This window comes from Proteus faecis, from assembly GCF_003144395.1.
Lineage (GTDB): Bacteria > Pseudomonadota > Gammaproteobacteria > Enterobacterales > Enterobacteriaceae > Proteus > Proteus faecis.
This window is the reverse complement of record NZ_PENZ01000045.1, coordinates 23,686-49,856: the sequence shown is the minus strand read 5'-3', so window position 1 is coordinate 49,856 and position 26,171 is coordinate 23,686. Positions and strand designations below refer to the sequence as shown.

Genomic DNA, 26,171 nt, shown 5'->3' with positions numbered 1-26,171 from the left:
ATTGCTTACAGAAGTCAAAATCTTTGATTTAGAATCGTTTTCTACTCTATTTGATAGCGTGAGTCCGATTCAAATCAATGTAAGAGATGAACATAAGGCGACACAATTTCAAGTTGAAAGTGGTGAAACTCGTAGTGATCATGTGATCATTAACCCCGTTGAGATTGGTATAGATTTGCTATTAACGGGAGAGATGAAAAACATCTTCTCATCGATGCAACAAGCTTTTGACGAACACAAACTTGTTGGTATTCAAACCCGAGTAAAAACCTATCAACCGATGTTATTGACGAGTTTTAATCATGATGAAATACCTGACATGATAGATGCAATAAAGCTGTCACTACGGTTTATTGAGTGGAGTACTGTTGAGCCTGAATACGGAGATTTACCGCCTCGAGCGACACAAAAGCCAGAGCAGTCATCAACCGTAAATCGGGGAAATGTGCAAACAAAAGAAGCCGATACGGAGACTAAAAAGAAAGGTTCGGTGGCAACACGTATCGCAGATGGTGATTGGAGCTTCTCATGAAAGTCATACCCTTAAAAGCTATTCCAAACCAACGCTTATCCGTCAATTTAGAGGGAGTTAATTGGACGCTAACAATAAAAGCTGGTCGCCATGCGATGTATCTTGATATTGAACGAGAAAGTGAGGTTATCGCCGTAGGCATGCGTGCGGTGGCAAACACACCTATCATTCCTTATCGCTACCTGACTGATGGCACGAATTTAGCATTTATAACAGAAAATGATTCTCTGCCCTGGTATGAATTATTTGATAGAACCCAATCATTAATTATTTGGAGTGATGATGGACTTACGACGAATACGGGTGGGGATTGAAGTTGCAGAACGATTGCAGTGGTATGAAGGATTGCGGATTAAAGCTAACGGTACCAAGTACGCAAACCCCTTACAAAATGAATGTACAGTTAGCATTGATGGATTAAATGCCCACACTCGAGATTATCTTCTCACTGAAACCAGCCCTTATCATAAAAGCAAACAAACACGTCGTCTTTACCTAGAGGTAGGGCGTGTCAATACGGGATTATTTCGTATCTTTACCGGTGATATTGTCAGTGCAGAAATTGCCTCGCCTCCTGATGTCACGCTAACCATTAAGGCTAAAACCAATAACGCCAGCTCAGGTGATATTGTTTCTTCTAGTGGTGGTGCCATGCAGAAAATGAGCGAGATCGCTTCATCAGTGGCGAAGGATTGCAAGGTTAGATTGGACTTTCAAGCTACCGATAAAAATATTGCTAATTGGTATTTTTGCGGTTCAGCGTTACAGCAAGTACAACGATTGCAGGAAGCGGGAAACGTTAAAGCCTTTATTGATGATGATACGTTGTTTGTCAAAGATGATAACCAAGCCTTAAAAGGGCGCTTGCGCATTCTTAGCATGAAATCAGGCATGGTAGGTATACCCAAATCCACCGAAAAAGGGTTGTCCGTTACCTACTTAATTGATGGCGCCTCAGAACTAGGAGGGATGCTACGACTTGAGAGTAAATTCAATTCTGCACTTAATGGCGACTATATCATTGAACAACTGAAATTTGATGTTGCGTCACATGATGATCCTTTCTTTTATCAGGCTACCTGTAAACGAGCATAACCATGAATAAACCCAATACAGATATTGCTAGCGATGGTTCGCTGGCAGGTGCGCTCTCGTCTGCATTTCGTAACCTGATGATGAATACAGAGGACATGCTCCCTGCAACAGTGGTCAGTTATGACGATAAAACCAATCGTGCTGTTATCAAACCACTGGTGATGATGGTAACAACGGAAGGGGGAACAGTCGGGCGTGCACCATTGGCCAACATTCCCGTTTTTAGATTTGGTGGAGGGGGTTTCTTTATTCGCGCACCGATTAAGCCGGGTGATTTCGGTTGGATAAAAGCCAATGACAGAGACATTAGCCTGATATTTCAGCGTGGGGGATTGGAGGATCAACCTAATACCGCACGTCTGCATTCATTTAGTGATGCGATGTTTTTTCCTGACACGATTAAAGATTGGGTTATTGATGGAAAAAACATTGATGCCTTGGTGATCCAATCAATGGATGGCTCTGTGTGTTTATCCCTGCATGAGGGTAAAGCGGTTTTAGATTCGCCCGTTCTTGAAGTCAATGTGCCTGAAACTACGTTTAATGGCAACGTCACAGTGAATGGCAATCAGTCCGTAAATGGTAATAGTGACTCTAGTGGTGGCACGATGAAACACAATGGAAAAGATATTGGCTCTACTCATCAACACAGTGGTGTTGAGACCGGTCATGGAAATACAGGAGCGCCTCTATGAGAACATTTTCAATCGATAAAAATAATGATCTCTTTATTGGCCCTGATGGAAACCTCCAGTTCAGTGAAAAAGACGATGCGGTTAAAAACCTTTGTCAGCATTTTGCCAAGGCCGTGCGTGGTGAAATGTTACATAAAAAAGATAAAGGTATTCCGTTCTGGCCAACAACCTTTGGTCGCCAAGCTGATATCCCGATGTTTGAAACGGCGTTTAGACAACGTATGAGCGAAATTGACGAGGTGGTTGAAGTGACCCATTTTAGCGCCACAGTCGAGAACGGTGAATTGAAGTACCAAGCGACAATTCGCACGATATACGGAGGGTTTACATTGAATGGCTGATTATCGTTATATCAATAATAAAGGCGTTATTCTTCCCGACACGGCCACAATACGTGATGAAGTCGAAAGCGAGTTTCGTGCGGTGTTTGGTCAATCGATTAACCTTGCCCCTGAAACACCACAAGGGGCATTGGCGACGATGGAAGTTGAAAACCGTGATGCAATGGTGAGGAATAATGCCGAGTTAGCAAATCAAATCAATCCCGATATTGCTGGTGGTGTTTTTCTTGATGCAATATGGGCGCTAATGGGTGGACAGCGCATTAATGCCACTCACTCTTATCTTTCCAGCGTTGAATTTAGTGGCGTACCCAGCACGATTATTCCCAAGGGCTCATTAGCATCCAGTGTTGCCGGTGCTATGTTTGAAACAGTTTCACCCTTGATTATTGATAATACCGGCAAAGCAACAGGGGATATGAGGGCGGTTGAATATGGCCCTGTTGAATGCGGTGCCGGCCAACTGAATTCTGTTGCTAGCTCAGTATTAGGTTGGGAGAAAGTCAATAACCCCACTCATGCGGTTGTTGGTCGTTATGCTGAATCTGATATCAAAGCAAGACGACGACGTAAGCAAACACTGGCTAAAAATACCGTCAGTGTCGCAGAAGCTATCACCTCTTCACTGTATGAATTAGAGGGCGTTAACTCGCTTTCTTTTCGCGAGAACTATACCGATTCGGTGCTCACTATTGATGAAATTTCTCTGTTGCCTCACAGCATTTACGTTTGTGTTGAAGGGGGCGACAGTAACGAAATTGCTAAATCATTGCTGAGAACAAAAACTATTGGATCGGCTTTTAATGGAGAGATAGAAATTGGTGTTGTTGAGCCGGTGAGTGGGCAAGAGTACCAAGTGAAATTTTCACGCCCTAAAGAGATCACCGTTTTTTGTCGAGTGACAGTTAAAAAATCAGCCGTTGATGCGCAAACTATCATCCCCAGTGCTATTGAACAATGGACGCGCGGAGAGCTGGACGGCGATAACGGTTTGATTGTTGGGCGTGAAGTATCGCCTTTTGAGATAGCCTCTGCAGTGAATACCGTTGAGCCTCGTCTGTTCGTGACTAAAGTTGAATTGTCGCTAGATGGGAAAGTGTGGAATGTCGCATTAATTCCGATTGCCATTAATCAAATCGCACGCTTGCAACGGGGTGCTGTGCAAGTGGTGATTGTATGAACGTTCAACAATTTGAGTTTCATTCAGACCTATTAAAAGCGATCCTCTGGCAGTATGAAGATGCAGAGAATTTAAAAAAGCTCGCTAGTTTTAAGGCCTCTCATTTTGAAAAGTCGATGGTGTCATTTTGGCAAAATTGGTACCGAGATGTGTTTAATATCGATACGGCAAATGACTTTGGGCTTTCAATCTGGTCACGTATTCTGGATGTACCGTTAGGTATTGATATTCCACCAAGCGACAAAAATAAAGTTGGGTTTGGTTTTGGCAAAAGGAAAGCCAATTTTAAATCTAACTTCCGACGTAATGCAGATTACACCTTGTCACTGACCGTTGATCAAAAACGCATGTTAGTACGAATGCGCTATTTTAATCTGACACAAAGCCCCACGGTCACCAATATTAACGAGTTTTTAAAACGTTTCTTTTGGCGTGATGACAGCAAAGTCTTTGTCCTTGATCCGCTGGACATGACTTACATGTATTACGTCTTTAACTTCAACCCTGACGAACGCCTACGTGTTCTTCTCGAAAATTTCGACTTAATGCCACGTCCTTCTGGCGTTGGCGTCAAATATCGCATTGTGACTAAAAAAGCCTTTGGCGTTGGTCTGCATCGTAAAAACTTCTTAGGCAGTAACTTCGGAGCATAATTCCTATGACAACTATTTTTAAAACCCCCTTTGCAACACAAGGGGATAAGGCTTCTATACCCGTAGAAATCCAACCAGACGGTTCTGTGTCTTATACACAAGGCTATGGTTACGACTATGAACGTGACCAAGTCACCGATCCTGCTGCGAAAGATATTGAACGTGAAAAAATGAACGGGATATTTCACGATATCACGGAAGCGATTGGCGAAATACAATCTTTTGGTTTTCCAAAATGGGATGAAGTTGGTAAGCCGTATGCGATACGCACTATTGTGTACCATAAAAATAAAGTCTGGCAGTCTAAAGTTGAGAATAACAATATTGAGCCGGTTGCCGGTAATGCATGGGCAGAGTTGAAAGCCGATGCCACTGCGAGTGATGTAGGCGCTTATTCTAAAACAGAATCAGATCAACGCTTTCAACCACTAGGTAACTATCAAGCCTCTGGTTATAGCTACTCAAAGGCAGAAGCTGACACCAAATATCAGCTAAAGGGTAATTATGCGCCAGCAGGGAACTACGCTAATAAAGGGGATAGTTACACAAAAGCAGAGACGGATGGCCGATATCAAGCGAAAGGAAGTTACCAACCGTCAGGCGATTACGCGACAAATTCAGCGTTAAATAGTGGGCTTAATAATAAGTTTGATAAGAGTAATGTAGCTCAAGGTACGGGAACATCAAAGGTTCATGTGATGAGCCAGAAAGCCTCTACGGATGCTTTTCAACCTAAGGGGAATTATCAACCTAAAGGTAATTATGCGTTAGCGGGTGCTTCATATACGAAGACCGAGTCGGATGGCCGATATCAAGCTAAAGGCAGTTATGCGCCAGCGGGAAGTAGCTACACAAAAGCGGAAAGTGATGGACGATATCAATCAAAAGGTAGTTACCAACCTGCGGGTAATTATGCATTAGTAGGTGCTTCGTATACAAAGGCAGAGTCTGACGGTAAATACCAACTAAAAGGCAGTTATCAAGCTTCTGGTTACAGTTATTCAAAATCAGAGTCAGATGGTAAGTATCAGCCTAAAGGGAGCTATGCAACGGCTGGAAGTAGTTACACAAAAGCTGAGAGCGATAGTCGATATGAAAAGAAAGGTACAGGAAAAAGTTGGCGAAAAGTAGGTGGAGCTGGTAATTCAACTTCGACTATTACATTAACAGAGGATGTTAGGGGTAAGCAGATATATTTCAAATTACCAGGAGGTTCAGGGGGAGAAAATTGGACAACTGTAATGATGCCTCCTGTTGATAATATTGGAATTGCGTTTCATCAAGGGCAGACAGGGTTTTGTGATGTATGTACATTAAATAATGGAAAAAACCTTAAGTCGTTAAGAGGGGTTTATATGGATTGGAGTGAAGTTTGGGTGTCTGAATAAATATATATGGCGCTGATATAGTTTATTATCAGTGCCATATTATTTAAAATTAATTCATGTTGAATGGTAGTTTTCTTTCTTTTTGTTTTTTGCAGATGAGATTAATGAGTTGTTTTTTTACTCTAGATATTTCTCTAATTAGTTTATTACTACTATTTTTTGTAACTACTTTTTCTTTATGAATACGCTCATTTTCTAGTGAACTTGGAAATTTATCATGACATTTATTTATAGTGTAGTCTTGCATGCATAAAGCAGGAATAAATTGACAAATAAAGTAATTTTTATCATTAATGAAGTTATCAAAGATTTCGTAATCAATGGGGTCTTTAAATGGTGTTGATGTTATTTTTTTAAACAGATATCTTGCACCTTTATTAGTGATTATATACCCTCCCGCACCGAGATGTTCCCCTTTTAACCTGAATATACCTTCATATTTATTAAATATTTTAACTGGCGATATTGCTGTTTTTACTTTTTCATCAGCACGCTCAATTTTAATAACATGCCAGTCAGGATTAACCCAGTCATAATTTTTTAAGTAATTTTCAGATTCTTTTGAAAGATATATATCATCTTCAAAAATAGTTGCCATTGGTAAGTTTTCATCAATTACTTTTTTCCACAACATTACATGGCTTAATATACATCCTTTTTCACCTAGTGAAAGGTTAGGGTTATCAAAAGTAACCCCCAAAGCATTAGAAATATTTATTTTTGTTTTATCAATTGCATCAAAAAATTCAAATGGTATCGATTTTTTTGAAAACTGTTCTACGATGTGATTTCTGCGTTTTTCGTTGTTTTGAGATAAACTTATAACAAAATTATTCATAGCATTTTTTCATTTATATTATTAATGTTTTTATTTTATTTGAATATAGTAGTGATGGCAATGGATGTAATAGTACAATGATATTATATGCACTTATTTCTACGATTGTAATATTCACTAAGTTGTTCTAGTAACTCTTTAGCCACATCTTCAGTCATATACGTTCTCATCGGTTCTCGTCTAATGTTCTTCATTTCAAATGTATTCTCATCAAACTTTGGATCAGAAAAGATAATATCGATAAACAGATAGCCATACGGGTTATCTGCAGATAAACGAGCCTCTTCTAACTGAGCAATATATTCCGCATTATTGATTTCAAGTTTAATCATGGTATTACCTACTTTACTGTGTTTTTATACAGTAATTTATATAAGGTAATGAATAGAATAGCAAGGAGAAAAGGGTAATTTTATGAGCTAAAGAAAGGGTGATTTTGAGAGATGATTTGTCGTCGTTTTACCAGAGTTTTACCAGAGTTTTACCAGTAGCAAATTTCAGACATAAAAAAACCAACCATAAGCGGTTGGTTTTTCTAAGGAATTTTGGTCGGCATGATAGGATTTGAACCTACGACCCCTGACACCCCATGACAGTGCGCTACCAGGCTGCGCTACATGCCGTTTGTGTCATGTATATTACTGTTTTTGACTGCTAAAGCAACCCTTTGCTAATTAAGTGATGTAATTTTATACGTTATTCAGTAGTGCTAGCGTTCTATAAAACGTTTCTGCTCAGCTAGAACTTGCAGTAGTAATTTTAAATCAGGTTTTGCAGCGCTGATCTCTTGCCCTGATTTATCAAATAAAGCATACCGACCATGTTTATCTATTAACAAGGTATTGTCTTGTAAAAAGACGACAAATGCCTCGTCATCACCTGTAAAAATCCATGGATGATTACGAGTACTTGCAAATAAATCTTCTCCTTGTGAATAGTTATCTGCTGGACTAATGACATGCAAAACATGTTGCATCAAGGTCGTCATAACATCTTGATGGCTTGTCATTCGATCAATAACCTGTGGTGTCATATTTGGCCAATGTATTATCAATGGCACTTGTGATTGGCCTAAATTAAAGGTGGTCTTATCTAACAGCCACTGATTAATCTGTTTTTTGTTGTTATCTTGATGATAGCTAGAAGTGACAACAACTACAGTATTATCTAGCGCTTTGGTTTCTTGTAATGTCTTAAATATTGTTTCTAGTTGATTATTTAATGTGGCTCGTTGATACGTATTATTGGTGTGACCATTAATTTGTAAGAAAGAGAACCAAGGAGTAGTTTGGCTGTTCTTGACCAACCAATTACTCCAACTATCAATTGTGGCATTGTTATCACCACTGCGTGATGTTGGGAGAGAGAAATCTGATAGCACAGCTTGTTTAAACAATGGTGTTTGGAAACCATTAGTTGAAAACATTGCTAATTGATAGTTTCGATAACTTAACGCATCGAAAAGTGCAGAGTTTTTTCTGCTACTTAATACACTGTCTAAATAAGAAGGTGAAATACCATAAAATAGGCCAAATAATGCAGTGTCATTATTTATACCTGATGAATAATGTCGTGAAAAATAAAGGTTATTTTGTGCAAATTGTTGCAAGCTCGGTAACTCAGGCACTTCTTCGTTACCTAAACCATCAATGACAACTATTAGCAAGTTATAAGAATAGGTATCTTTGGCATAGATTAATGGAGCAAGAGGATAGGTGATGCTTTGCGCTGCTGGATTACCTTCACTGATAACACGTTGCTCATATTCTGATTGATTAATAAAACCATGACGTTCAAGAAATTTTCGCGCCGTCATTGGATACGATAATGGTAAATTGGCACGTTGCATGGTGATAGGGCGATAGAAGTTAGCATCAGCCCAAATTGACATAGAGTGAGACAATATAAAGCAAGTAATAAAGACACCCGCTAATGGTTTACCCCAACGTTGGCGATTTAAGCTACGTAACTTTTGCCAACTCCATGTTGCAAAAAGCATTTCAATAAGAAAGATGATGGGAATGCCAATAAAGATAAGTTGCCATTCACGCGCCATTTCACCTTCATCTGGATTAATCACGAGATCCCAAACAAGTTGGGTCAAATGGAGTTGAAATTGCTGGTAAACGGCGATATCAAAAATAAGGATAGTTAATCCTGCACTGGCAAGGGCACAGGAAATAACTCTAAGTAGCCGTTGGGAAACAGCGACAAAAGTGAGTGGAAAAAGGATGAGTATGTAGATAGCAAAGACAATAAAACTAAAATGTCCCATCCAACTCACAATAGCGTAAAAACGACCAGCAAAAGTTGCGGGCCAGTCAGAAATAAACAGGTAACGGCTCCCAAGCAGTAAGCTTAGAATAATATTAAATAGCGCAAACCAGTGACCCCAACTGATCATTTGGGATACTTTTTCACGATAGGACTGAGGTTTCGTTACCATGTCTATAAATAATTTTTCTATGTTTATTAGTGAATATTGCCTTCATCAATCGAAGCACGCAATGCGTGAACAAAAGAATCAGCAATCAGCATTCGTTGAGCAGGGGCAATACTTGTATTAATTAAGTTTGTCACCATGTTCCCCAACACCATCAAAGAAAGATCTGTAGGAGTATGATGTTTTTCAAGAACGCTGACAAGTTCTGCAAGTAATTGCTCAACTTGTTCATCACTATAACGGGATTTTTGTGGCATAAAATCTGAATTCCTACTATATGAATAAAACGCTATATATTACCGTATTACTAGGCCTTTTTCCGCTATTAAATTAATTAATTTTCCCTTGATACTGAAAGTAGGGAGTGTTTGAATACGCGCACGAGAAAGAGCCGCAATAGAAGAGGACGACCATGAGTCTAGATATTAACCAATTAGTTTTGCATCAACTTATTAAGCGAGATGAGCAGACATTAGAAGTTGTGCTACGTGATTCACTCTTAGAAATTGAACCCGTTGTTCAGGAGATGATTGAAGAGTTGCATCGTGTCTACAGTGCAAAAAGTAAAGCTTATGGTCTGTTTAATGAAGAAAGCGAATTAGCAGAAGCGTTGCGCTTACAACGTAAAGGCGAAGAAAACTTTTTAGGTTTTTCACGAGCGGCAACCGTGAGACTAAAAGATGAATTAGCAAAATACCCTTTTGCAGAAGGTGGCACTGTTCTATTTTGTCACTATCGTTATTTAGCGGTGGATTACCTTTTAATTGCCGTACTTAGTAGTTGTAACAGTATGTGGGTAAATGACAGCCTTGATGTGTCATCAACACGCTATTTAGATATTCCTCATGCAGACATTATCGCTCGTATCGATTTAACTGAGTGGGAAACGGCACCCGACTCTTTACGTTATTTAACGTTTTTAAAAGGTCGTGTTGGACGCAAAGTATCTGACTTCTTTATGGATTTTTTAGGTGCTCAAGAAGGCTTAAACGCTAAAGTTCAAAATAAAGGATTATTACAAGCGGTTGACGATTTTTGTGAAGCTTCAGAAATGGGCAAGCAAGAACGTCAAACTTGTCGTGAGCAAGTATATAGCTACTGTAACGAGCAATTGCAATCGGGCGAAGAAATTGCCTTAACAGAGCTTGCTGAAGAATTACCGTCTTTGGGCGATCAAAACTTTGCTCAATTTACTGAAGAAAAAGGCTATGAGTTAGCTGAAACATTTCCAGCAGATCGCAGTACGTTACGTCAATTGATGAAGTATTCAGGAAGTGGTGGTGGATTAACAGTGAATTTTGATGCGAAATTATTAGGGGAGAGAATATTCTGGGATCCAGCAACAGATACACTCACCATTAAAGGTACACCACCTAATTTACGTGATCAGTTACAACGTAGAGCATCAGAAAAATAATTAAGTAGTAGAAACAAATAACGCCACATTAAGTGGCGTTACATGCTCGGCGTCCCGAAAAATAAAGCTCGAAGGGTGGCTTATTAAGCGCGCAGGAAGTCGATATGAGTAATTTTTGGCTTATACTCGTGACGTTGCACTGCTTTAACTTTAACTTTAGTTTCTTTGCCATCGATAACCAGGTTTACGAAATCTGAATAGAATTCTGATTTGTGTTCTTGGTTGATAACTTCATTGTGATCTAAATCGATAGCGATTGGCTCTTCATTTCCGCCATAAACGATAGCAGGAAAACGGTTAGCCACACGCAGGCGGCGGCTCGCACCCTTACCCTGCTCTTTACGTACAGTTGCTTTGATAGTTAACATCTTTTTTCTCTTATAAAAAAGAAAGAAAATACATACTTGTTACAGGCGACCCAGCAACAAGCTCGAGATTTGGTTTATCTAAAAATAGATAAAGCGGGGCGCATTTTAACGAAAAAGTCCCCTAACAGCAAATATAAATCCAGATTAATACAAGGTATCTGCTTTTCTGTAGCGACCTGTATAGTCAAAAATCTTATTTCTTATCTTCCAAAAGCTCTCTTTTTTACCTTTATGAGCTACAATAAAATCAGGATGACGCAATAAATCAAATTGCTTAATAATGTCGTTGGCATTATGCCAAATGAAAGGAACGCCTGGTGCTCGTTGATGTTCACGTAAGAATTTTAATTCAAATACTTTTCTTTGGGCTGGTGTGGTTAGTCGAAAACGTTCAGAAACAGAAGTGCCTTCTTCATCGTAATAATTTATTTCTAACCATTCACCTTTAGCATCATTTCCTGATTTAAATTGCATCCCACCACAACGCAGGACTAAAGCCCCTTTGAGTTTTAATGCTGCTTTGAGCATATCATCAGGATCAACTAAGATCTCATCACAATGAACACAGCGGCGTGCTGCAATATCATTTTCTTCATTACAGTGAGGGCATAATTTAAATCGGAAACGAAATTCACATTGCTGCTTTTGCCCTTGCTCATTGAGCTCCCAACCTTGGCAACGTCGACCATAGTGTTCAATGATATCTCCATCAGCATCTATGATGCCCCAGAAGGTATTAGCAAATTGGCAAAGAGGGCAAAAAACTTGCACAGGCTTACTATTTGGATTGGGTTTTTTAGTACCGACTTCGGGTAGATAGAGATCATGAGGATTACCTGCATAATCTAAAATCAGGCATTCTGTTTTTCCTGCAAACAATCTTAATCCTCGTCCTACAATTTGCTGGTATAAACTCACAGACTCAGTGGGGCGTAAGATTGCGATTAAATCAACATGTGGTGCATCAAAGCCAGTTGTGAGTACGGCCACATTAACCATATAACGTAATTGCTGCTGTTTAAAACGGGAAATAAGATCATCACGTTCATAAGATGGTGTATCCGCACTGACTAATGCCGCTTCATCTTGTGGTAAAAGAGAAAGGATTTCTTTTGCATGTTCAACCGTCGCTGCAAATATCATTACACCTCGGCAACTTTTTGCATATTCAATAATTTGAGTAACAATATGAGGCGTAATACGTTTTTGTCTCTTTATTTCACGGTTTAGATCTTCTTCATTAAATATTCCATTTTGACTTGTTCTTACTTGACTAAAGTCATATTGCAATATAGGCATATCTAGGCGAGTTGGTGGAACTAAAAAATGATTGCTTATCATATAACGCAAAGGTAATTCATAGATACAATCACGGAAAAAGCACTCTTCATTGCCTCTGATCATACCGTGATAATGATATTGATAAATCCACCCTGTAGGTAAACGATAAGGTGTTGCAGTTAATCCTAAGATCCGTAATTGTGGATTAATGGATTGCAATTGTTTAATGACTTGCTGATATTGGCTATCTTTAGACAAACTAATACGGTGGCATTCATCAATAATAAGAAGGGAAAAAGTATCACTAAATTGTGATAAATTACGGGCAACAGATTGTACACTACCAAAAACAACTTTTCCGCTACTCTCTTTTTGTTGTAAGCCCGCAGCAAAAATATCTGCAGATAGACCATAAGCCTCATATTTGCTATGGTTCTGTTCTACTAATTCTTTTACGTGTGCTAGCACCAATACACGTCCGCGCGCTCTTTTAGCGAGTTCTGCAATGACTAAACTTTTTCCTGCACCAGTAGGTAAGACAATTACCGCAGGTGTATTGTATTGGCGAAAATAAGCGATTGTCGCATTAACAGCGTCGAGTTGATAAGGTCTGAGAGTAAAAGCCATAGCGCTATATAAGAAATCAAACGGGGCGTCAGCGTAACATTTTTTTATGGGTAGCGCGAATAAAGGGAAAGGGTATATAGCGTGATAGTTTATTTACAAATTAATTAGTTGTTTTATTGTTTATATTCATTTTTAATAGATACCTCATATCAGATGGTATTCTTCCATTTTTCAGAGAAATTCATGCGATTAGATAAATTTTTATCCCAGCAATTGGGTATTAGCCGTAGTTTGGTTCTTCGTGAATTAAGAGCAGGGCTTGTAACAATTGATGGCGAAATGGTGAAAAGCGGTTCAACTAAGATTGCACCAGAGCAAGAAGTAGCTTACGACGGTAATGTTTTAACTCAAATTTTAGGGCCTCGTTACTTTATGTTGAATAAGCCGATTGGCTATGTATGTTCAACAGATGATCCTGTTAATCCAACAATTCTCTATTTTATTGATGAACCGTTGGCACATAAATTACATGCTGCTGGGCGTTTAGATATTGATACAACAGGGCTTGTTTTATTAACGGATAATGGTCAATGGTCACATCGTATTACGGCGCCAAAACATCATTGTGAGAAAACCTATCTGGTGACGTTAGAAGAACCGATTGGAGAGGGTGTCGCTGAACAATTTCAAAAAGGTGTTCAACTCAACGGTGAAAAAGATTTAACAAAACCAGCCTCGTTAGAAATTATTACACCAACAGAAGTTAAGCTCACAATAAGTGAAGGCAAATACCACCAAGTAAAACGTATGTTTGCAGCCGTGGGGAATCATGTAAGTGCATTACATCGTGAGCGCATTGGAGATATCACATTAGATGAGACTTTAGCTGAGGGTGAATATCGTCCGTTAACAGAAGAAGAGATCAACAGTATTCATCTACCTCAATAATTATTATTTATCCTGTCGTTTTTGGGAGTTTATCTTCGTGCAACAGCAACGTTCGTCGTACCTTAGTCTCATTTTAATACTGGGACTGATTTCTATGCTTATGCCATTGGCTATAGATATGTATTTGCCAAGTTTACCCACTATTGCACAAGATTTTGGTGTGCCTAGTGGCAAAGTGCAAATGACATTAAGTATCTATATTTTTGGCTTTGCTATTGGGCAATTAGTCTATGGTCCTATGGCTGATAGCTTGGGGCGTAAGCCTGTCATTTTGGGCGGCGTAATTGTTTTTGCTTTTGCCTCTAGTGCATGTGCATTATCTGAATCAATAGATATGTTAATTGGCATGCGCTTTTTACATGGCTTTGCAGCAGCTGCGGCAAGTGTTGTGATTAATGCATTGATGAGAGATATGTTCTCTAGGGATGACTTCTCTCGAAGTATGTCTTTTGTTGCGCTTGTTATGACCATCGCGCCGTTATTAGCACCACTATTAGGCGCTTGGGTGATGAATTGGTTTTCATGGCATGCTATTTTCTGGAGTATCGCAATAGCTGCTGTGATCGCATCTGTATTAATTGCTTTTTATATTCCAGAAACATTACCCAAAGAGCGTCGCCAACGCTTTAGCCTAAGAGTGACATTTAGCCAATTTATTAGCTTGTTTAGAACACGCCGTGTCCTTTGTTATATATTGGCTTCAGGTTTCTCTTTTGCTGGCATGTTTTCGTTCCTTAGTGCAGGTCCTTTTGTCTATATTGAATTACATGGTATTCCATTTGATCAATTTGGATTATATTTTGGTTTTAATATCATCTTCTTAATTTTGATGACAAGCATTAATGGACGATATGTTCGTCGATTTGGTGCATTGAATATGTTACGCCTAGGATTAACGATTCAATGTTTTATGGGGCTTTTTTTATTGCTGGTGGTTGCTCTTAATTTACATTTTTATTTCCTTGTTGTGGGCGTAGCAATGTATGTGGGAGGTATTGCGATGATCACATCGAATGCGATGGCTGTGATCCTTGATGATTATCCCCATATGGCCGGGACAGTTTCTTCTCTTGCAGGAACTGTACGTTTTGGTGTGGGCGCTTTAGTTGGAACGGCTATTGCTATGCTACCAGCTAAATCAGAATGGCCAATGGTAAGTTCTATGGCATTCTGTGTACTGTTTGCTATGGGCTTTATTTTGCTTGCTCGTCGTTATAAATAAGAACATCACGCTATAAATAACAGAAATTTATAGCGTGCTTCTCTTTTTTTTCTTCTATTTCTTCTAAAAACACCACATTTCCCTCTACTGTATTTCATGAATCGTTTCAAATTAGTGCAGTTTTTTGATTTGAATCAATATTCGATGTTGTTTTTTTGTTAAATTAAGTAAAGTTTATTTTAATAATCATCTATTGTTGTTTTGTTGATATGAAGCATCGTGATAAAAATTGATGGATTGTTTTACTTGAATACGTAATATTTTATACAATTATTTTATATAGTTGATAAAATGTTAAATAAATGAAAGAATAATTGAAGAGATTGAGTATTGCAGACATGAATATCTGCAAACACACTAAGCTAAATGAATGGTTTGATATGTCTCTTTGCTTCTTTGTAAAATAACTGTAATATTCATGTTATATAATTAACAAAGTTCTAATATGCGTGTGAGCAAGTCAGTTCAAACTCGTATTGATGATGTATTAAATTAACGTGTTGATGAAACAGGATTGATTTGTGGATAATGTACAACTTTCGGTAGTTCATAAGCTGCCGCTGAGTTATCGGTGGCTAGCAGGTTTTGCAGGTACAAGAGTAGAAATACTGCCTGAAAATGATGCTGGAAAGCAAAATACGCTAATTGGCTTAAAATTATTAAGTCATGATGGTATGACACTGGATGAAGCAATACAGAATTTGCGTCAGTATCTGAGTAATCTCCATATTGATAGTGTTGTGATTGAGTGGGATGGTGCTCCTTGCCTTTTCCTTCATAGCGACGATGAATGTGCTGCATTATGTTGCTTAAAAAACGCAGGAGTCGCTATTGCTGAGCCATTCCCAACAGCATATTCTTATTTATAACATCTATTAATGTTATAAAACTAATGTAGTTAATTTGTGGTTTATGCATAATCAAGAATATAAAAAAAGCCTCATTTCCTATGAAATGAGGCTTTTTTATTGTAATAAGATATAAGGGAATTAATTATCTTAATGCATTTTGCGAAAGGGTGTTTTCAGCAAGCGCCGTATCATTTTTATCAATAACACGTCTTGCTGCATAAAAACGTTTATTCCAGTATGTATTAGACATTTCTGACACTGTTACACCGTTACTGGTGGATGCATGTACAAATTTATCATTACCAATATAAATTCCAACATGGCGCATAGTACGGCCTGTTTTGAATAGAACGAGATCGCCAGCTTGTAATTTTGATTTATTAACCTGAGTACCAGAGAACTGTTGGTCTGAGGTTGAGCGAGGGAGTTCTACACCAAATTGGTCAAGAAAAGTTCTTTGTACAAAGGCAGAACAATCGATGCCTCTTTTAGTATCTCCGCCTAAACGGTAAGCGACGCCTTTCCAGTCTGCATATTGGTCAAGTATCTTGGATTTTATATCGAGATTCTTCACCAATGATTCAAATTCATCTTGTGATGCTTGGGAAATAGATGTGCTTGATGATGTATTTAGTGGGGCAGTGCTTGAATTCGCTAAGCGTGAATTTGCGTTCTGTGAGCTACATGCCGATAGTGTAGCTACAACAATGAACGCCGGTATGAGCTTAAGCATTCTCATATACGGTTTTGTTCTCATTGTGACAGATTTCCCTTACATCCTTACGTGCAGAAGTGCACATGAATATTCACCAAATAACCAGAGAATATAGTGTAATTTAACTCTGGCAACCTTATTTCGCGAAAAACGTGCTCTAAAGCACGTAAATATCCACATTAAACAATAAATAATGAGGAAACTAGAAAAGTGTACAGAAAGAGGGACTAAATGGCGAGAGGAAAGAGGCTTAATTTACAAAACATTAGATAATAAAGTGCTAATACTTAAAATAGATATCATTTTGTCATAATAATATCATTTAATTGTCAAAAAAATGACCAAGAGAATAAGTGCAATATTACATTTATTCTCTTTTAATAAATGAGATGTGTTTTCTCTTTTCTCTTTTATTTTTTAAAAGGAAGATATTTTTCTAATTGTCTGACAATAATATCTGATAATGGTGTGATTAATAACCAACTTGTTGTGATTAAAGTTAAAGAAATAGAACCGACTAATATATCTGATGCCCAGTGCGCGCCAGCCATAACTCTTGGTAATGAAAATATGACAGTAATAAGTAACGCACATACGAAAGAACGAAACGAGAGGTAACGTAAGATAAAGCTACAGAAGATAAGTAGCATTAAACCATGATCGCCAGGAAAGCTATCACCTGAGGCATCTTTTGTAGGAATGTTTGTCACCACGCTCACTCTATTCACATCTTGAAAATGAAGTGTTGGACTTGGCCTTTCAATTGGAAGATTTTGTCCGATTTGATTAATGAGTACAGCACTTATTACCATCAGTAATCCCACAATTATAAGATGGCGTTTACCCATATGATCTTTTTTACGGAACGTATTGTAATAAAGTGCACCCATCACCAGCAAAATAACCAAATCAAACTTTCTATTATTGGTATAAGCCACAAAAGAAGCAAAAAAAGTATCAGGTAAAATGTACTGATTAAAAAAATAAAAAATATGGGTATCAATTGATAGCCAAATTCCATGTTGTGCTGGAAGATACCAAGAGAAAAAAATAATTAAGCCTGCAAGATTAAGTAGAAAGATAGCCAGTGCTTTTTGGTGAAAATGAGAAAGTTTCATAGTAATAAAATAATAAATTCGCGTATATTTAGTGATCTAGATCACAATTAGTCTACCTTTGATTATAGGACTATAACCAAAATAAAAAAATAGATCTTTGCAATTAGCTGTTCATGCAATTGTTACACTTTGGTTTCATTTCTGTTAGGTTTTTTCATACCCACTTAACTCAAATTTAGAATATTTTTTTTTGATACTCGCAATTTGAGTATTATATAATGTTTTTCTATTCTTAAATTAAAGATAAAAGTTAAATAAATAAAGTAACGAGCCGATATTAGTTATGACTTTAATAACATATTGGTTTGTTGAATTCACACACCCCAATAATCATAGGAGATTAATTTTGAATAAAATTTATATAGCAGCTACGTGTCTGACTTTATTATTAAGTACATCTACTTTTGCTAAGGAGAATAAAGTCATTGGTTCTGGAACGATAACTTTTGTTGGTGCAATTGTTGAGGGCAATTGTCTAATTGATACAGATAAAAACACTTTTAAAACAAGCTGTTGGAATGGAAGTGAAATGCAAGAATCTCAATATCAGTTAGAAAGGAATAAGAGTTTTAACTCTAAATTGATTAACAACAAAGGTTCTATGGATATTAAATGGATTAATGATAACTTAGCCGTAATGAACATTGTTTATAATTAATCTTCCATAGTTCTAATAATAACAATAATTTTATTAATTAAATAAAATTTTAATACTTTTATAGAACTGTTATTAAAGTTAACAATATTTGACTTAAGTTTAATCAACGTTGATTTCTTATTTATAAATATCGAACACTTATATTTGATAGACATCAAATATTCTTTCTATGTCTATATAAATGTCATATTTTATTGCTATGATAAAAATATGTCGAGTAGGTGTGATCCTCATACCTGCTAGCGCAAACAAGAAGTGAGGTCGTTATGAGAAAATATCTGACCGTAGTATGCAGTCTTCTCGTTTCCAGTTCGATATCATTAGCTTGGGCATCTGATCCCATGCAAACAACAGGGCAGATTTATCTACGGGGTGTCATTGTGGATCCTGCATGTGAGATGAATTTCACATTTGATAAAGCTGAATACCAATGTTACAAACACAACAAAGTGTTTACATCTACTCAATCTATTGTTCCTGCGTCTTTTGAAAAATCCCAACAAACTATTATTTTGCCTCAAGATATGGGCAAAGCTGAGATCCGTTGGATGGATAATACCCAAAAGAATGGTGTTATTGACGTTCAATATTTTTAAGGCGTCTGTGAGTAGACAGAGGTAGCAAGTAAAAGATAAACAAGTCAAATAATCGTTTGTCACATTGACGTTATTTCGATTATCTGACCTATTTAAAGCAATATTAGCTGTTATACGCTAATAAGTAGGCTTTTTGACTGTTGATTAGTCAGCTCGGCCCATATAGCGACGTTCAGCAATATGAATACGAACTTTATCGCCAGTAGAAAGGTATTCTGGAACCTGAATAACTAATCCTGTTGGCAAGGTTGCAGGTTTAGTACGAGCACTTGCAGAAGCACCTTTAATACCTGGAACAGTTTCAACAATTTCCATATCAACAGTTTGTGGCAGTTCTAATGCTAAAACTTGACCATCCATTGTTAATACTTGCATTCCCGCCAAGCCTTCCTCAGGAATAAATAGTAATTCATCTTCGATTTGATCTTTTTTGAAGGTATACGGTGTGTAATCTTCATTGTCCATAAAGATATATTCATCACCATCAATGTAAGAAAAGCTAACAGGGCGACGTGTTAAACTGATGGTATCAATCATATCATCGCCTTTAAAACGCTCTTCTACCTTCTGGCCTGTACGGATATCAGTAAAACGCATTTTGTACAGTGTACTTGCACCTCGAGCACTTGGTGCTTGGATATCGATATCTTTTACCAGTAATAACTTGTTGTTATAACTAACAGCCATACCACGTTTAATTTCATTGGCTTTTGCCATATAAAACCTTCCATTAAATAACATTGACGATAATGGCGACAAAATTACTCGCAGTGCAGAAACTTGGCAAGTTATTCGCACATTTTTTTGTAAGATTTGATAAAAAAAGCCAGCTCAAATATGGGCCGGCTTTTAGAAAAGAAACTAACGATAGATGGGTAGAAGATTAAAGTTCGCTAAAATATGTGCCCCTGCATTGATAACACCAAATAAAATGACAAAACCAATCATAAACATACCACCAGGCGCTTTAAAGCTTTGACTTTGATTACGCTCACGACTCGCTTTTGCCATTAATGCTGGAATAATTGCAGCCCAAATGGTTGCTGCTAGTCCTGCAAAACCAATGGCATATAAGAAACCATCAGGAAAAATAATTGCCAAAATAGTTGGTGGTATAAAGGTGACTAAAGCAGACTTAAATCGACCACTTCCTGTATTTGAAAACTTAAAGAAGTCTGCTAAGTAATCGAATAATCCTAATGACACGCCTAAGAATGAACTTGCTAATGCCATATAAGAGAACAAGTCTAATAACATTGATACCGTGGCATTGGCGGTTGTTGAGCGCATTTGTGCTAATAAGTTACCAATATTTCCACCATCAGCAATCACTTGCTTGAAACCTTCGCGAGGAATATTACCCTGTACAACAAACTGCCATAAAATATAAATTGCCAGCGAAATTAATGTACCTATAAGCAAGCTTTTCATAACAGCTTTGCCATCTTTACGATAATACGTCACTAAGCCCGGAATATTGCCGTGATAACCAAATGAGGTTAGCAAATAAGGTAATGCGGCTAAAGCATAGGGCAAGTAGCTTGCATTGCTTTCATTGGTGTTAAATAGCACAGGCATTTTTACTTCTGTAAATAGGCCACCAATGGCTAATATAAAGGCAATTACCATACCGCCAATTAAAATGGTGCTTAATCTATCTACTGCACGTGTTGATAACCAAACAAAGAACGCAACAATTAATGCAAAGACTAAACCTGCTATGGCTTGGGGGAGGCTGATCACTTCTGCAAAGTTTTGCACGATAATGGAACTACCAGCAGAAATATAAGCGTAAGTTAAAATATAAAGAACAAACGCAATAGATAGCCCATTAATAGTACTCCAGCCTTTTCCTAATAAGTCTTTAGTAATGGTATGAAAGCTTGAGCCTAAAGGGTAATGAAGGTTTACTTCTAAAATCATTAACCCAGACATAAATAAACAAAACCAAGTGTAGATTAGAAGAAAAATAGAGCCGGTAAACCAGACACCGGAAGTCACAATAGGAATGGAAAACATACCAGCGCCCACTGCGGTGCCAGCAATGATCATTGCACCACCAAGTATGGATGGGCGCTTTGTTATTGATGTGACTTCTGACATAGGATGTCCTTATAAAATTGACTCAATGTACTAGCTTGATGGTGTAAAGAATACACGTTTGCTATAAAAGTGTAAATAGAGGTTATCGTGCTTTATAAAAGAAAAAACTGAGTAAAAATAATACAGTAGGAAAAGGTGGTTATATAAATCAATAGATTAGTGTGAGGATAATTAGAAACGATAAAGAAATATCGCTATAAATAAGTGAAAATTTGAGTAGAAATAAATCATTCGAACATTATTCTGAACAAAAAAGATCCAGAATAATGAAAGTAATAGAGCGCTTTTACTTAGCCTTGATAAAACTGCTTACTTTTCCATAATGCAATGGAATTGCGGCTGGCTTCGAAGTGTGGCTCAGGTAAATTATCTGGAGAACACCAGCGAAGTTCAGAACATTTATCTGGCTCCATCAATTTAGGCTCGTCACCTTGGTGTTGTGCGATCATACAAATAGAGACCGTGTGTTTACCTTCTAACTGGTAAGTTTCTAGATTATTGCTAATACCAATCACTTGTGGATCAGCGATCGCAATACCAATTTCTTCTTCTATCTCTCGAATAGCGCATTGCTCAAAAGTTTCACCTTTATCAACATGTCCACCAAAAATTGACCAATAAGGGGCATGTTTTCCACAACGTTTTCCTAATAATACTTCACCATTTTCATTAGTGATAATTACGCCAACACCGACTACGACTGACATTTGAGACTCCTTTTTTCTTTTTTATATAGTTAATGTATAAAAATAAGTCGTTTTTTATCGGTGATATTCTCCATTTAGGATGGATAGAGTGCAAGGAAAACGAGCTCAATTTCACTGAATGAAAGGTTAATTGATGTTATATATATCATTCAAAATATTCATCATAAAAAATGATTGGGGAGTGAGGGCATGAGGCGCCGTGTCGCTACGATCACCTTAAATCCTGCTTATGATCTTGTTGGTGCTTGTCCAACTATTGATGTAGGTAGTGTTAATTTAGTCCGAACTGCTGGACTTAATCCTGCTGGTAAAGGTAATAATGTCGCGAAAGTTTTACGTGATTTAGGTATTGATATTACTGTTAGTGGGTTTATGGGACGTGAAAATCAAGAAGAGTTTCAGCACTTCTTTAGTGAAAATGGTATGGCTAACCGTTTTTATTTAGTATCAGGACGAACACGCATTAATGTGAAGTTAACCGAGGAAAAAGGGCAAGTCACCGACTTTAATTTTTCAGGATTTATAGTATCACCACAAGATTGGCAACGTTTTGCAACAGATTCGCTTAGTTGGCTTGTTCATTTCGATATGGTGGTCGTTAGTGGGAGTTTACCTAATGGTGTTGATCCTGACGCCTTTACCCAATGGATGATTAAGTTAAGAAGATTATGTCCATGTATTATTTTTGACAGCAGTCGTGATGCTTTAGTCGCAGGGTTAAAAGCAGCACCTTGGTTGATAAAACCTAATCATCGTGAATTGGAAGTGTGGGTTGGACATTCATTAACTGAAATGGCAGATATTATTAATGTTGCTCATCAACTGAGAGATAAAGGTATTGCACATGTCGTTATTTCATTGGGTGAAAGAGGGGCTTTATGGGTAAATGCATCTGGTGCATGGCTTGCAAAACCACCACATTGTAATGTGATCAGTACCGTTGGTGCGGGAGATTCAATGGTGGCAGGATTAGTATATGGTTTATTAATGAGCCAAACGAGTGAGCATACATTGCGCCTTGCAACCGCTATTTCTGCGTTATCAGTCAGTCAGCCTGATGTAGGAATAAAAGACAGAAGCCAACTTGCTGAAATGATGACTAAGATTGAGTTAACGCCTATAAAATAAACTAATTTGCGGTTTATTGTTATAAAACGAAAATCGTATAAACCGCAAATCTCATTACTGTTAGTATTGTGGTTAGGGTTGTTGTGATTTCAACCAAGCAATTTCTTCAGGCCAAATATCAGGATTAATAGTTTCTAAAATCAGCGGAATACCATCAAAACGTTTATCTTGCATAATATAACTAAAAGGCACTTTACCTATATTACCTTCACCTAAACTATGGTGGCGGTCTACACGACTGGCTAATTCACTTTTTGCATCATTAAGGTGCATCGCTTTTAGATATTGAAAGCCGACAACCTTTTCAAATTCAGCGAATGTTTTTTCGCAATCTTCAATCGTTCTTAGATCATAACCAGCGGCGAAAGTGTGGCAAGTATCAATACAAACGCCTACACGAGATTTATCTTCTACGCCATCAATAATGGCGGCTAGATGTTCAAAGCGATAGCCTAAATTTGTTCCCTGCCCAGCAGTATTTTCAATCACAGCAGTGACATTTTTAGTTTTTTCTAAAGTGATGTTAATTGATTGGGCAATTTTTTGTAGACACTTATCAACATCAATCTTATTTAAATGACTTCCTGGATGAAAATTCAGTAATTCGATACCCAGTTGTTCACAACGTTGCATTTCATCTAGAAATGCGTCTCTCGATTTTTCGAGAGCATCTTCTTCAGGATGGCCTAAGTTAATGAGATAACTGTCATGAGGTAAAATTTGAGAAGGGGTATAATTATAAAGCTCGCAGTTCTTTTTAAATTTATCAATGACTTCTGTGGATAATGGCGCGGCTTTCCACTGACGCTGATTCTTAGTAAAAAGGGCAAATGCAGTAGCTTTTATTTCATGTGCGCGTAATACCGCCTGATCGACGCCACCAGCAGCACTGACATGTGCGCCAACAAATTTCATTATTTCTCTCCTTAGATTTATTTTACACCATGATAACAAATATACTGCGTATAACATCATATTGAGATAATAAAAGCAAAAAAGCGCAACTAAAAATAGTTGCGCAATCTAAAAATACTTCTCAAGTCGAAATTTAAAAGGGGATTATTTTTAATCGATATTCCGACTAAGACATCAGCACAGTTTGAATAAAGATATTAATCATCGCCCCACCTAGGGTTAACCAGAAAAATAATAATAATGCTAACAATAACGGTTTGACGCCAGCTTGTCGGATAGCACTAATATGCGTTGTTAAACCTAGTGCGACCATGGCCATTGCTAATAGAATAGTATCGATAGTCACAATGTAACTAACAATAGGCGCTGGAATTAAATTCAAAGAGTTAAATCCCGCCATTAAAATAAAGAATACGGCAAACCAAGGAATAGTAATTGGGTTTTTCTCAGTAGCTTGTGCGCCATTGTTTGCCTTACTTTTCTTCTTACTTAAATAAGTTGAAAGAATAATTAAGAATGGTGCTAGCATCATTACACGGATCATTTTACTAATAACCGCTGCATTTTCAGCATCAGGGCTAATAGAGTGTCCTACTGCGACAACTTGAGCCACTTCGTGAATTGTTGAACCAGAGAAAATACCAAAGGTTTCTTCTGTAAATGGTAGCCAGCCTGCAAATGCATTTAAGTGATAGAACCAAGGATAAAGAAAAATACCAATCGTGCCGAAAATCACAACAGTAGAAACAGCAACAGCGACTTGGCTTGCTTGTGCTTTAACTACAGGCTCTGTTGCCATAACAGCTGCAGCACCACAGATACTGCTACCTGCGCCAATTAAAATCACCGTTTGTTCATCTAGGCCGAAATATTTTCGACCAATCCACATTGCAATAAGAAAAGTCGATGCCAGCATAATCGCATCTATAATTAAACCTGTTGCGCCTACATCTGCAATTTGCTGAAATGTCAGCCTAAAACCGTATAGAATAATACCTGCACGTAATAAATAGTGTTTAGCGAATTTTACACCTTCATCACTATAAGGCTTTGCAACAGGATAAAAAGTATTACCCACAATAATACCGAATAAGATTGCCAGTGTTAATGCGCCTAAACCCATGCTAGAAAACCAAGGGATATCACCAATATAAATAGCAAGCGCAGTTAATACGCCAGTTAGTAATAAACCAGGAAGCCAGCGATAAACTGGAGTAACACATTTTTTCGCCAATGTAATAGTTTGACTTTGCTCTGACATAGAAAAACCTTGTTTATATGAATTTTGCATAAGCATATAACAAGCAATCTTATTTATTAAACTCATTATTTTTATAATAATAACCAGTAATATTAATATAGGTGTATTTTCTTAAATGTACTTGGTATGTTACTGGTTTGTGGATAGTATGTTATTACAATGACGGCTCAAGGGTGGAATGGATATGCGAATTACGTTGCGGCAGCTGGAAGTCTTTACTGAAGTTCTCAAGAGTGGTTCTACAACGCAAGCATCACAACAGCTTGCTTTATCTCAATCTGCTGTCAGTGCATCTTTAACTGATCTCGAAAGCCAACTAGGTGTACAGCTTTTTGATAGAGTGGGAAAACGGCTCGTTACAAATGAACATGGGAGATTACTTTACCCTAGAGCATTATCTTTGCTTGAACGAGCAACGGAAGTGGAGCAGTTATTCCAAGCGGGAAATGGTGCTTTACGCATCGCTGCAAGTACAACTATAGGTAATTATATTCTACCTCAAATGTTGGGGAATTTTCATCATAATTATCCTGATATTCCACTAGAAATGAGCATTGGAAATACAGAGGAAGTCGTTAAATTAGTGAGCGAATTCCGTGTTGATCTAGGATTAATTGAAGGCGCTTGCCAAAGTTCTGAATTGATTAGCCAGAAATGGCTTTTAGATGAAATGGTTATTTTTTGCTCGCCTGAACATCCGTTAGCTAAAATCCCAAATGTGACTTTAACTGATTTACAGTCAGCGCCTTGGATTTTACGAGAAAATGGTTCGGGAACTCGAGATGTACTTAACCATCTTCTATTTGCTTCTTTACCGGGTTATCGCATTGAAATGGAATTAGGTAACTCAGAAGCAATTAAACACGCTGTGATGTATGAAATGGGGATCAGCTGTTTATCTCGTCGAGTTATTGAAGAGCAGATTAATAACGGCTCATTAAAAGAGATAAAAGTAGAAGGGCTGACCTTACAACGAACTTTATATCTTGTATATCATCGTCAAAAACATGTCTCTGATGCACTGAAAAAACTGCTGACGTACTGTAATGCTGAACACTTAATCGGCAATTTTTCATAAATTGCTAATAATTGACGCCCGATCATGAAGGTATCTTATAATCCTAGATCCTTGCTATTCACGAACGACAGAT

29 protein-coding genes and 1 tRNA gene are annotated in these 26,171 nt (G+C 37.6%); 16 read left to right on the top strand and 14 right to left on the bottom strand.

Annotated elements, in window-relative coordinates; genetic code table 11:
- Nucleotide 1 precedes the first annotated feature (1 nt).
- The 8 genes from DK858_RS14045 to DK858_RS14010 are packed head-to-tail and all read left to right on the top strand — an operon-like array spanning nt 2 to nt 5,884.
- Nucleotides 2–532 (top strand): phage baseplate protein, encoded by a 531-nt coding sequence (locus tag DK858_RS14045; RefSeq protein ID WP_109398208.1) that lies wholly within the window; start codon nt 2–4, stop codon nt 530–532.
- Nucleotides 529–846, top strand: a complete 318-nt coding sequence (locus DK858_RS14040) for a phage baseplate plug family protein (RefSeq protein ID WP_109397946.1) — start codon at nt 529–531, stop codon at nt 844–846. Before DK858_RS14045 ends, DK858_RS14040 begins: the two co-directional genes overlap by 4 nt.
- Entirely contained in the window at nt 812–1,627 is an 816-nt protein-coding gene (locus DK858_RS14035) for a baseplate hub protein (RefSeq protein WP_109397945.1), read from the top strand. The genes DK858_RS14040 and DK858_RS14035 overlap by 35 nt, the downstream gene beginning before the upstream one ends.
- Before the next feature lie 2 nt (nt 1,628–1,629).
- Nucleotides 1,630–2,322, top strand: coding sequence for a Gp138 family membrane-puncturing spike protein (locus DK858_RS14030; protein ID WP_109397944.1), 693 nt, complete (start codon nt 1,630–1,632; stop codon nt 2,320–2,322).
- Entirely contained in the window at nt 2,319–2,663 is a 345-nt protein-coding gene (locus tag DK858_RS14025) for a hypothetical protein (RefSeq protein WP_109397943.1), read from the top strand. Before DK858_RS14030 ends, DK858_RS14025 begins: the two co-directional genes overlap by 4 nt.
- Nucleotides 2,656–3,843, top strand: a complete 1,188-nt coding sequence (locus tag DK858_RS14020; RefSeq protein WP_109397942.1) for a baseplate J/gp47 family protein — start codon at nt 2,656–2,658, stop codon at nt 3,841–3,843. The genes DK858_RS14025 and DK858_RS14020 overlap by 8 nt, the downstream gene beginning before the upstream one ends.
- On the top strand, nt 3,840–4,496 hold the full coding sequence (locus DK858_RS14015) for a DUF2612 domain-containing protein (protein ID WP_109397941.1): 657 nt from the start codon (nt 3,840–3,842) through the stop codon (nt 4,494–4,496). Before DK858_RS14020 ends, DK858_RS14015 begins: the two co-directional genes overlap by 4 nt.
- Before the next feature lie 5 nt (nt 4,497–4,501).
- Complete coding sequence (locus DK858_RS14010) at nt 4,502–5,884, top strand: hypothetical protein (RefSeq protein WP_228407336.1); 1,383 nt, start codon at nt 4,502–4,504, stop codon at nt 5,882–5,884.
- Between the two features lie 49 nt (nt 5,885–5,933).
- On the opposite strand, the gene DK858_RS14005 is transcribed toward DK858_RS14010, so the two are convergent.
- The 5 genes from DK858_RS14005 to DK858_RS13985 all read right to left on the bottom strand — a co-directional run bounded on the left by DK858_RS14005 (nt 5,934) and on the right by DK858_RS13985 (nt 9,422).
- Nucleotides 5,934–6,722 carry a glycosyltransferase family 25 protein gene (locus DK858_RS14005; RefSeq protein WP_109397940.1) on the bottom strand — a complete coding sequence of 263 codons (789 nt, stop codon included), beginning with the start codon at nt 6,720–6,722 and terminating at the stop codon, nt 5,934–5,936.
- 83 nt (nt 6,723–6,805) lie between these two features.
- Entirely contained in the window at nt 6,806–7,054 is a 249-nt protein-coding gene (locus DK858_RS14000; RefSeq protein ID WP_109397939.1) for a hypothetical protein, read from the bottom strand.
- A 214-nt stretch (nt 7,055–7,268) separates the two neighbouring features.
- Nucleotides 7,269–7,345: transfer RNA gene (locus DK858_RS13995), tRNA-Pro, on the bottom strand.
- Between the two features lie 86 nt (nt 7,346–7,431).
- A complete protein-coding gene (gene yejM / locus DK858_RS13990; protein ID WP_109397938.1) occupies nt 7,432–9,168 on the bottom strand; it encodes an LPS biosynthesis-modulating metalloenzyme YejM in 1,737 nt (578 codons plus the stop codon).
- Nucleotides 9,169–9,194: 26 nt separating this feature from the next.
- Nucleotides 9,195–9,422, bottom strand: coding sequence for a YejL family protein (locus DK858_RS13985; RefSeq protein WP_004247042.1), 228 nt, complete (start codon nt 9,420–9,422; stop codon nt 9,195–9,197).
- A 155-nt stretch (nt 9,423–9,577) separates the two neighbouring features.
- Here DK858_RS13985 and yejK point away from each other — a divergent pair, with 155 nt between their 5' ends.
- Nucleotides 9,578–10,582, top strand: coding sequence for a nucleoid-associated protein YejK (yejK, locus tag DK858_RS13980; protein WP_099074944.1), 1,005 nt, complete (start codon nt 9,578–9,580; stop codon nt 10,580–10,582).
- Between the two features lie 83 nt (nt 10,583–10,665).
- Here yejK and rplY read toward each other — a convergent pair whose 3' ends face one another.
- Nucleotides 10,666–10,950, bottom strand: coding sequence for a 50S ribosomal protein L25 (gene rplY, locus DK858_RS13975; RefSeq protein ID WP_023581385.1), 285 nt, complete (start codon nt 10,948–10,950; stop codon nt 10,666–10,668).
- A 144-nt stretch (nt 10,951–11,094) separates the two neighbouring features.
- Entirely contained in the window at nt 11,095–12,858 is a 1,764-nt protein-coding gene (locus DK858_RS13970; RefSeq protein WP_109397937.1) for a DEAD/DEAH box helicase, read from the bottom strand.
- Between the two features lie 183 nt (nt 12,859–13,041).
- On the opposite strand from DK858_RS13970, the gene rsuA reads away from it, so the two are divergent.
- The 3 genes from rsuA (at nt 13,042) to DK858_RS13955 (ending at nt 15,837) form a co-directional block, all read left to right on the top strand.
- Complete coding sequence (rsuA, locus tag DK858_RS13965) at nt 13,042–13,746, top strand: 16S rRNA pseudouridine(516) synthase RsuA (protein WP_109397936.1); 705 nt, start codon at nt 13,042–13,044, stop codon at nt 13,744–13,746.
- Between the two features lie 37 nt (nt 13,747–13,783).
- Nucleotides 13,784–14,968 (top strand): Bcr/CflA family multidrug efflux MFS transporter, encoded by a 1,185-nt coding sequence (locus DK858_RS13960; RefSeq protein ID WP_109397935.1) that lies wholly within the window; start codon nt 13,784–13,786, stop codon nt 14,966–14,968.
- A 521-nt stretch (nt 14,969–15,489) separates the two neighbouring features.
- Nucleotides 15,490–15,837: a YejG family protein gene (locus DK858_RS13955; RefSeq protein WP_072062745.1), complete on the top strand. Its 348-nt coding sequence runs from the start codon at nt 15,490–15,492 to the stop codon at nt 15,835–15,837.
- 124 nt (nt 15,838–15,961) lie between these two features.
- On the opposite strand, the gene mepS is transcribed toward DK858_RS13955, so the two are convergent.
- Together mepS and DK858_RS13945 are read right to left on the bottom strand one after the other, a co-directional pair.
- Nucleotides 15,962–16,576, bottom strand: a complete 615-nt coding sequence (gene mepS, locus DK858_RS13950; protein WP_109397934.1) for a bifunctional murein DD-endopeptidase/murein LD-carboxypeptidase — start codon at nt 16,574–16,576, stop codon at nt 15,962–15,964.
- Between the two features lie 368 nt (nt 16,577–16,944).
- Nucleotides 16,945–17,652 (bottom strand): phosphatase PAP2 family protein, encoded by a 708-nt coding sequence (locus DK858_RS13945; RefSeq protein WP_109397933.1) that lies wholly within the window; start codon nt 17,650–17,652, stop codon nt 16,945–16,947.
- A 346-nt stretch (nt 17,653–17,998) separates the two neighbouring features.
- Here DK858_RS13945 and DK858_RS13940 point away from each other — a divergent pair, with 346 nt between their 5' ends.
- Both DK858_RS13940 and DK858_RS13935 read left to right on the top strand, forming a co-directional pair.
- On the top strand, nt 17,999–18,310 hold the full coding sequence (locus tag DK858_RS13940; protein WP_109397932.1) for a fimbrial protein: 312 nt from the start codon (nt 17,999–18,001) through the stop codon (nt 18,308–18,310).
- A gap of 266 nt (nt 18,311–18,576) precedes the next feature.
- Nucleotides 18,577–18,906 carry a hypothetical protein gene (locus DK858_RS13935; protein ID WP_109397931.1) on the top strand — a complete coding sequence of 110 codons (330 nt, stop codon included), beginning with the start codon at nt 18,577–18,579 and terminating at the stop codon, nt 18,904–18,906.
- 144 nt (nt 18,907–19,050) lie between these two features.
- Here DK858_RS13935 and yeiP read toward each other — a convergent pair whose 3' ends face one another.
- The 3 genes from yeiP to DK858_RS13920 all read right to left on the bottom strand — a co-directional run bounded on the left by yeiP (nt 19,051) and on the right by DK858_RS13920 (nt 21,716).
- On the bottom strand, nt 19,051–19,623 hold the full coding sequence (yeiP, locus tag DK858_RS13930; protein ID WP_072062741.1) for an elongation factor P-like protein YeiP: 573 nt from the start codon (nt 19,621–19,623) through the stop codon (nt 19,051–19,053).
- A gap of 144 nt (nt 19,624–19,767) precedes the next feature.
- Nucleotides 19,768–21,009, bottom strand: a complete 1,242-nt coding sequence (gene mtr, locus DK858_RS13925; protein WP_109397930.1) for a tryptophan permease — start codon at nt 21,007–21,009, stop codon at nt 19,768–19,770.
- Between the two features lie 290 nt (nt 21,010–21,299).
- Entirely contained in the window at nt 21,300–21,716 is a 417-nt protein-coding gene (locus DK858_RS13920; RefSeq protein WP_109397929.1) for a nucleotide triphosphate diphosphatase NUDT15, read from the bottom strand.
- A 189-nt stretch (nt 21,717–21,905) separates the two neighbouring features.
- Here DK858_RS13920 and fruK point away from each other — a divergent pair, with 189 nt between their 5' ends.
- The gene (gene fruK / locus DK858_RS13915; protein ID WP_109397928.1) at nt 21,906–22,844 is read left to right on the top strand and encodes a 1-phosphofructokinase; all 939 of its coding nucleotides are present in this window, start codon (nt 21,906–21,908) and stop codon (nt 22,842–22,844) included.
- Between the two features lie 72 nt (nt 22,845–22,916).
- Here fruK and nfo read toward each other — a convergent pair whose 3' ends face one another.
- Complete coding sequence (nfo, locus tag DK858_RS13910) at nt 22,917–23,759, bottom strand: deoxyribonuclease IV (protein WP_109397927.1); 843 nt, start codon at nt 23,757–23,759, stop codon at nt 22,917–22,919.
- Between the two features lie 166 nt (nt 23,760–23,925).
- A complete protein-coding gene (locus DK858_RS13905; RefSeq protein WP_162556405.1) occupies nt 23,926–25,020 on the bottom strand; it encodes a YeiH family protein in 1,095 nt (364 codons plus the stop codon).
- A gap of 184 nt (nt 25,021–25,204) precedes the next feature.
- On the opposite strand from DK858_RS13905, the gene yieE reads away from it, so the two are divergent.
- Nucleotides 25,205–26,098, top strand: a complete 894-nt coding sequence (yieE, locus tag DK858_RS13900; protein WP_109398206.1) for a DNA-binding transcriptional regulator YeiE — start codon at nt 25,205–25,207, stop codon at nt 26,096–26,098.
- Nucleotides 26,099–26,171: the final 73 nt, after the last annotated feature.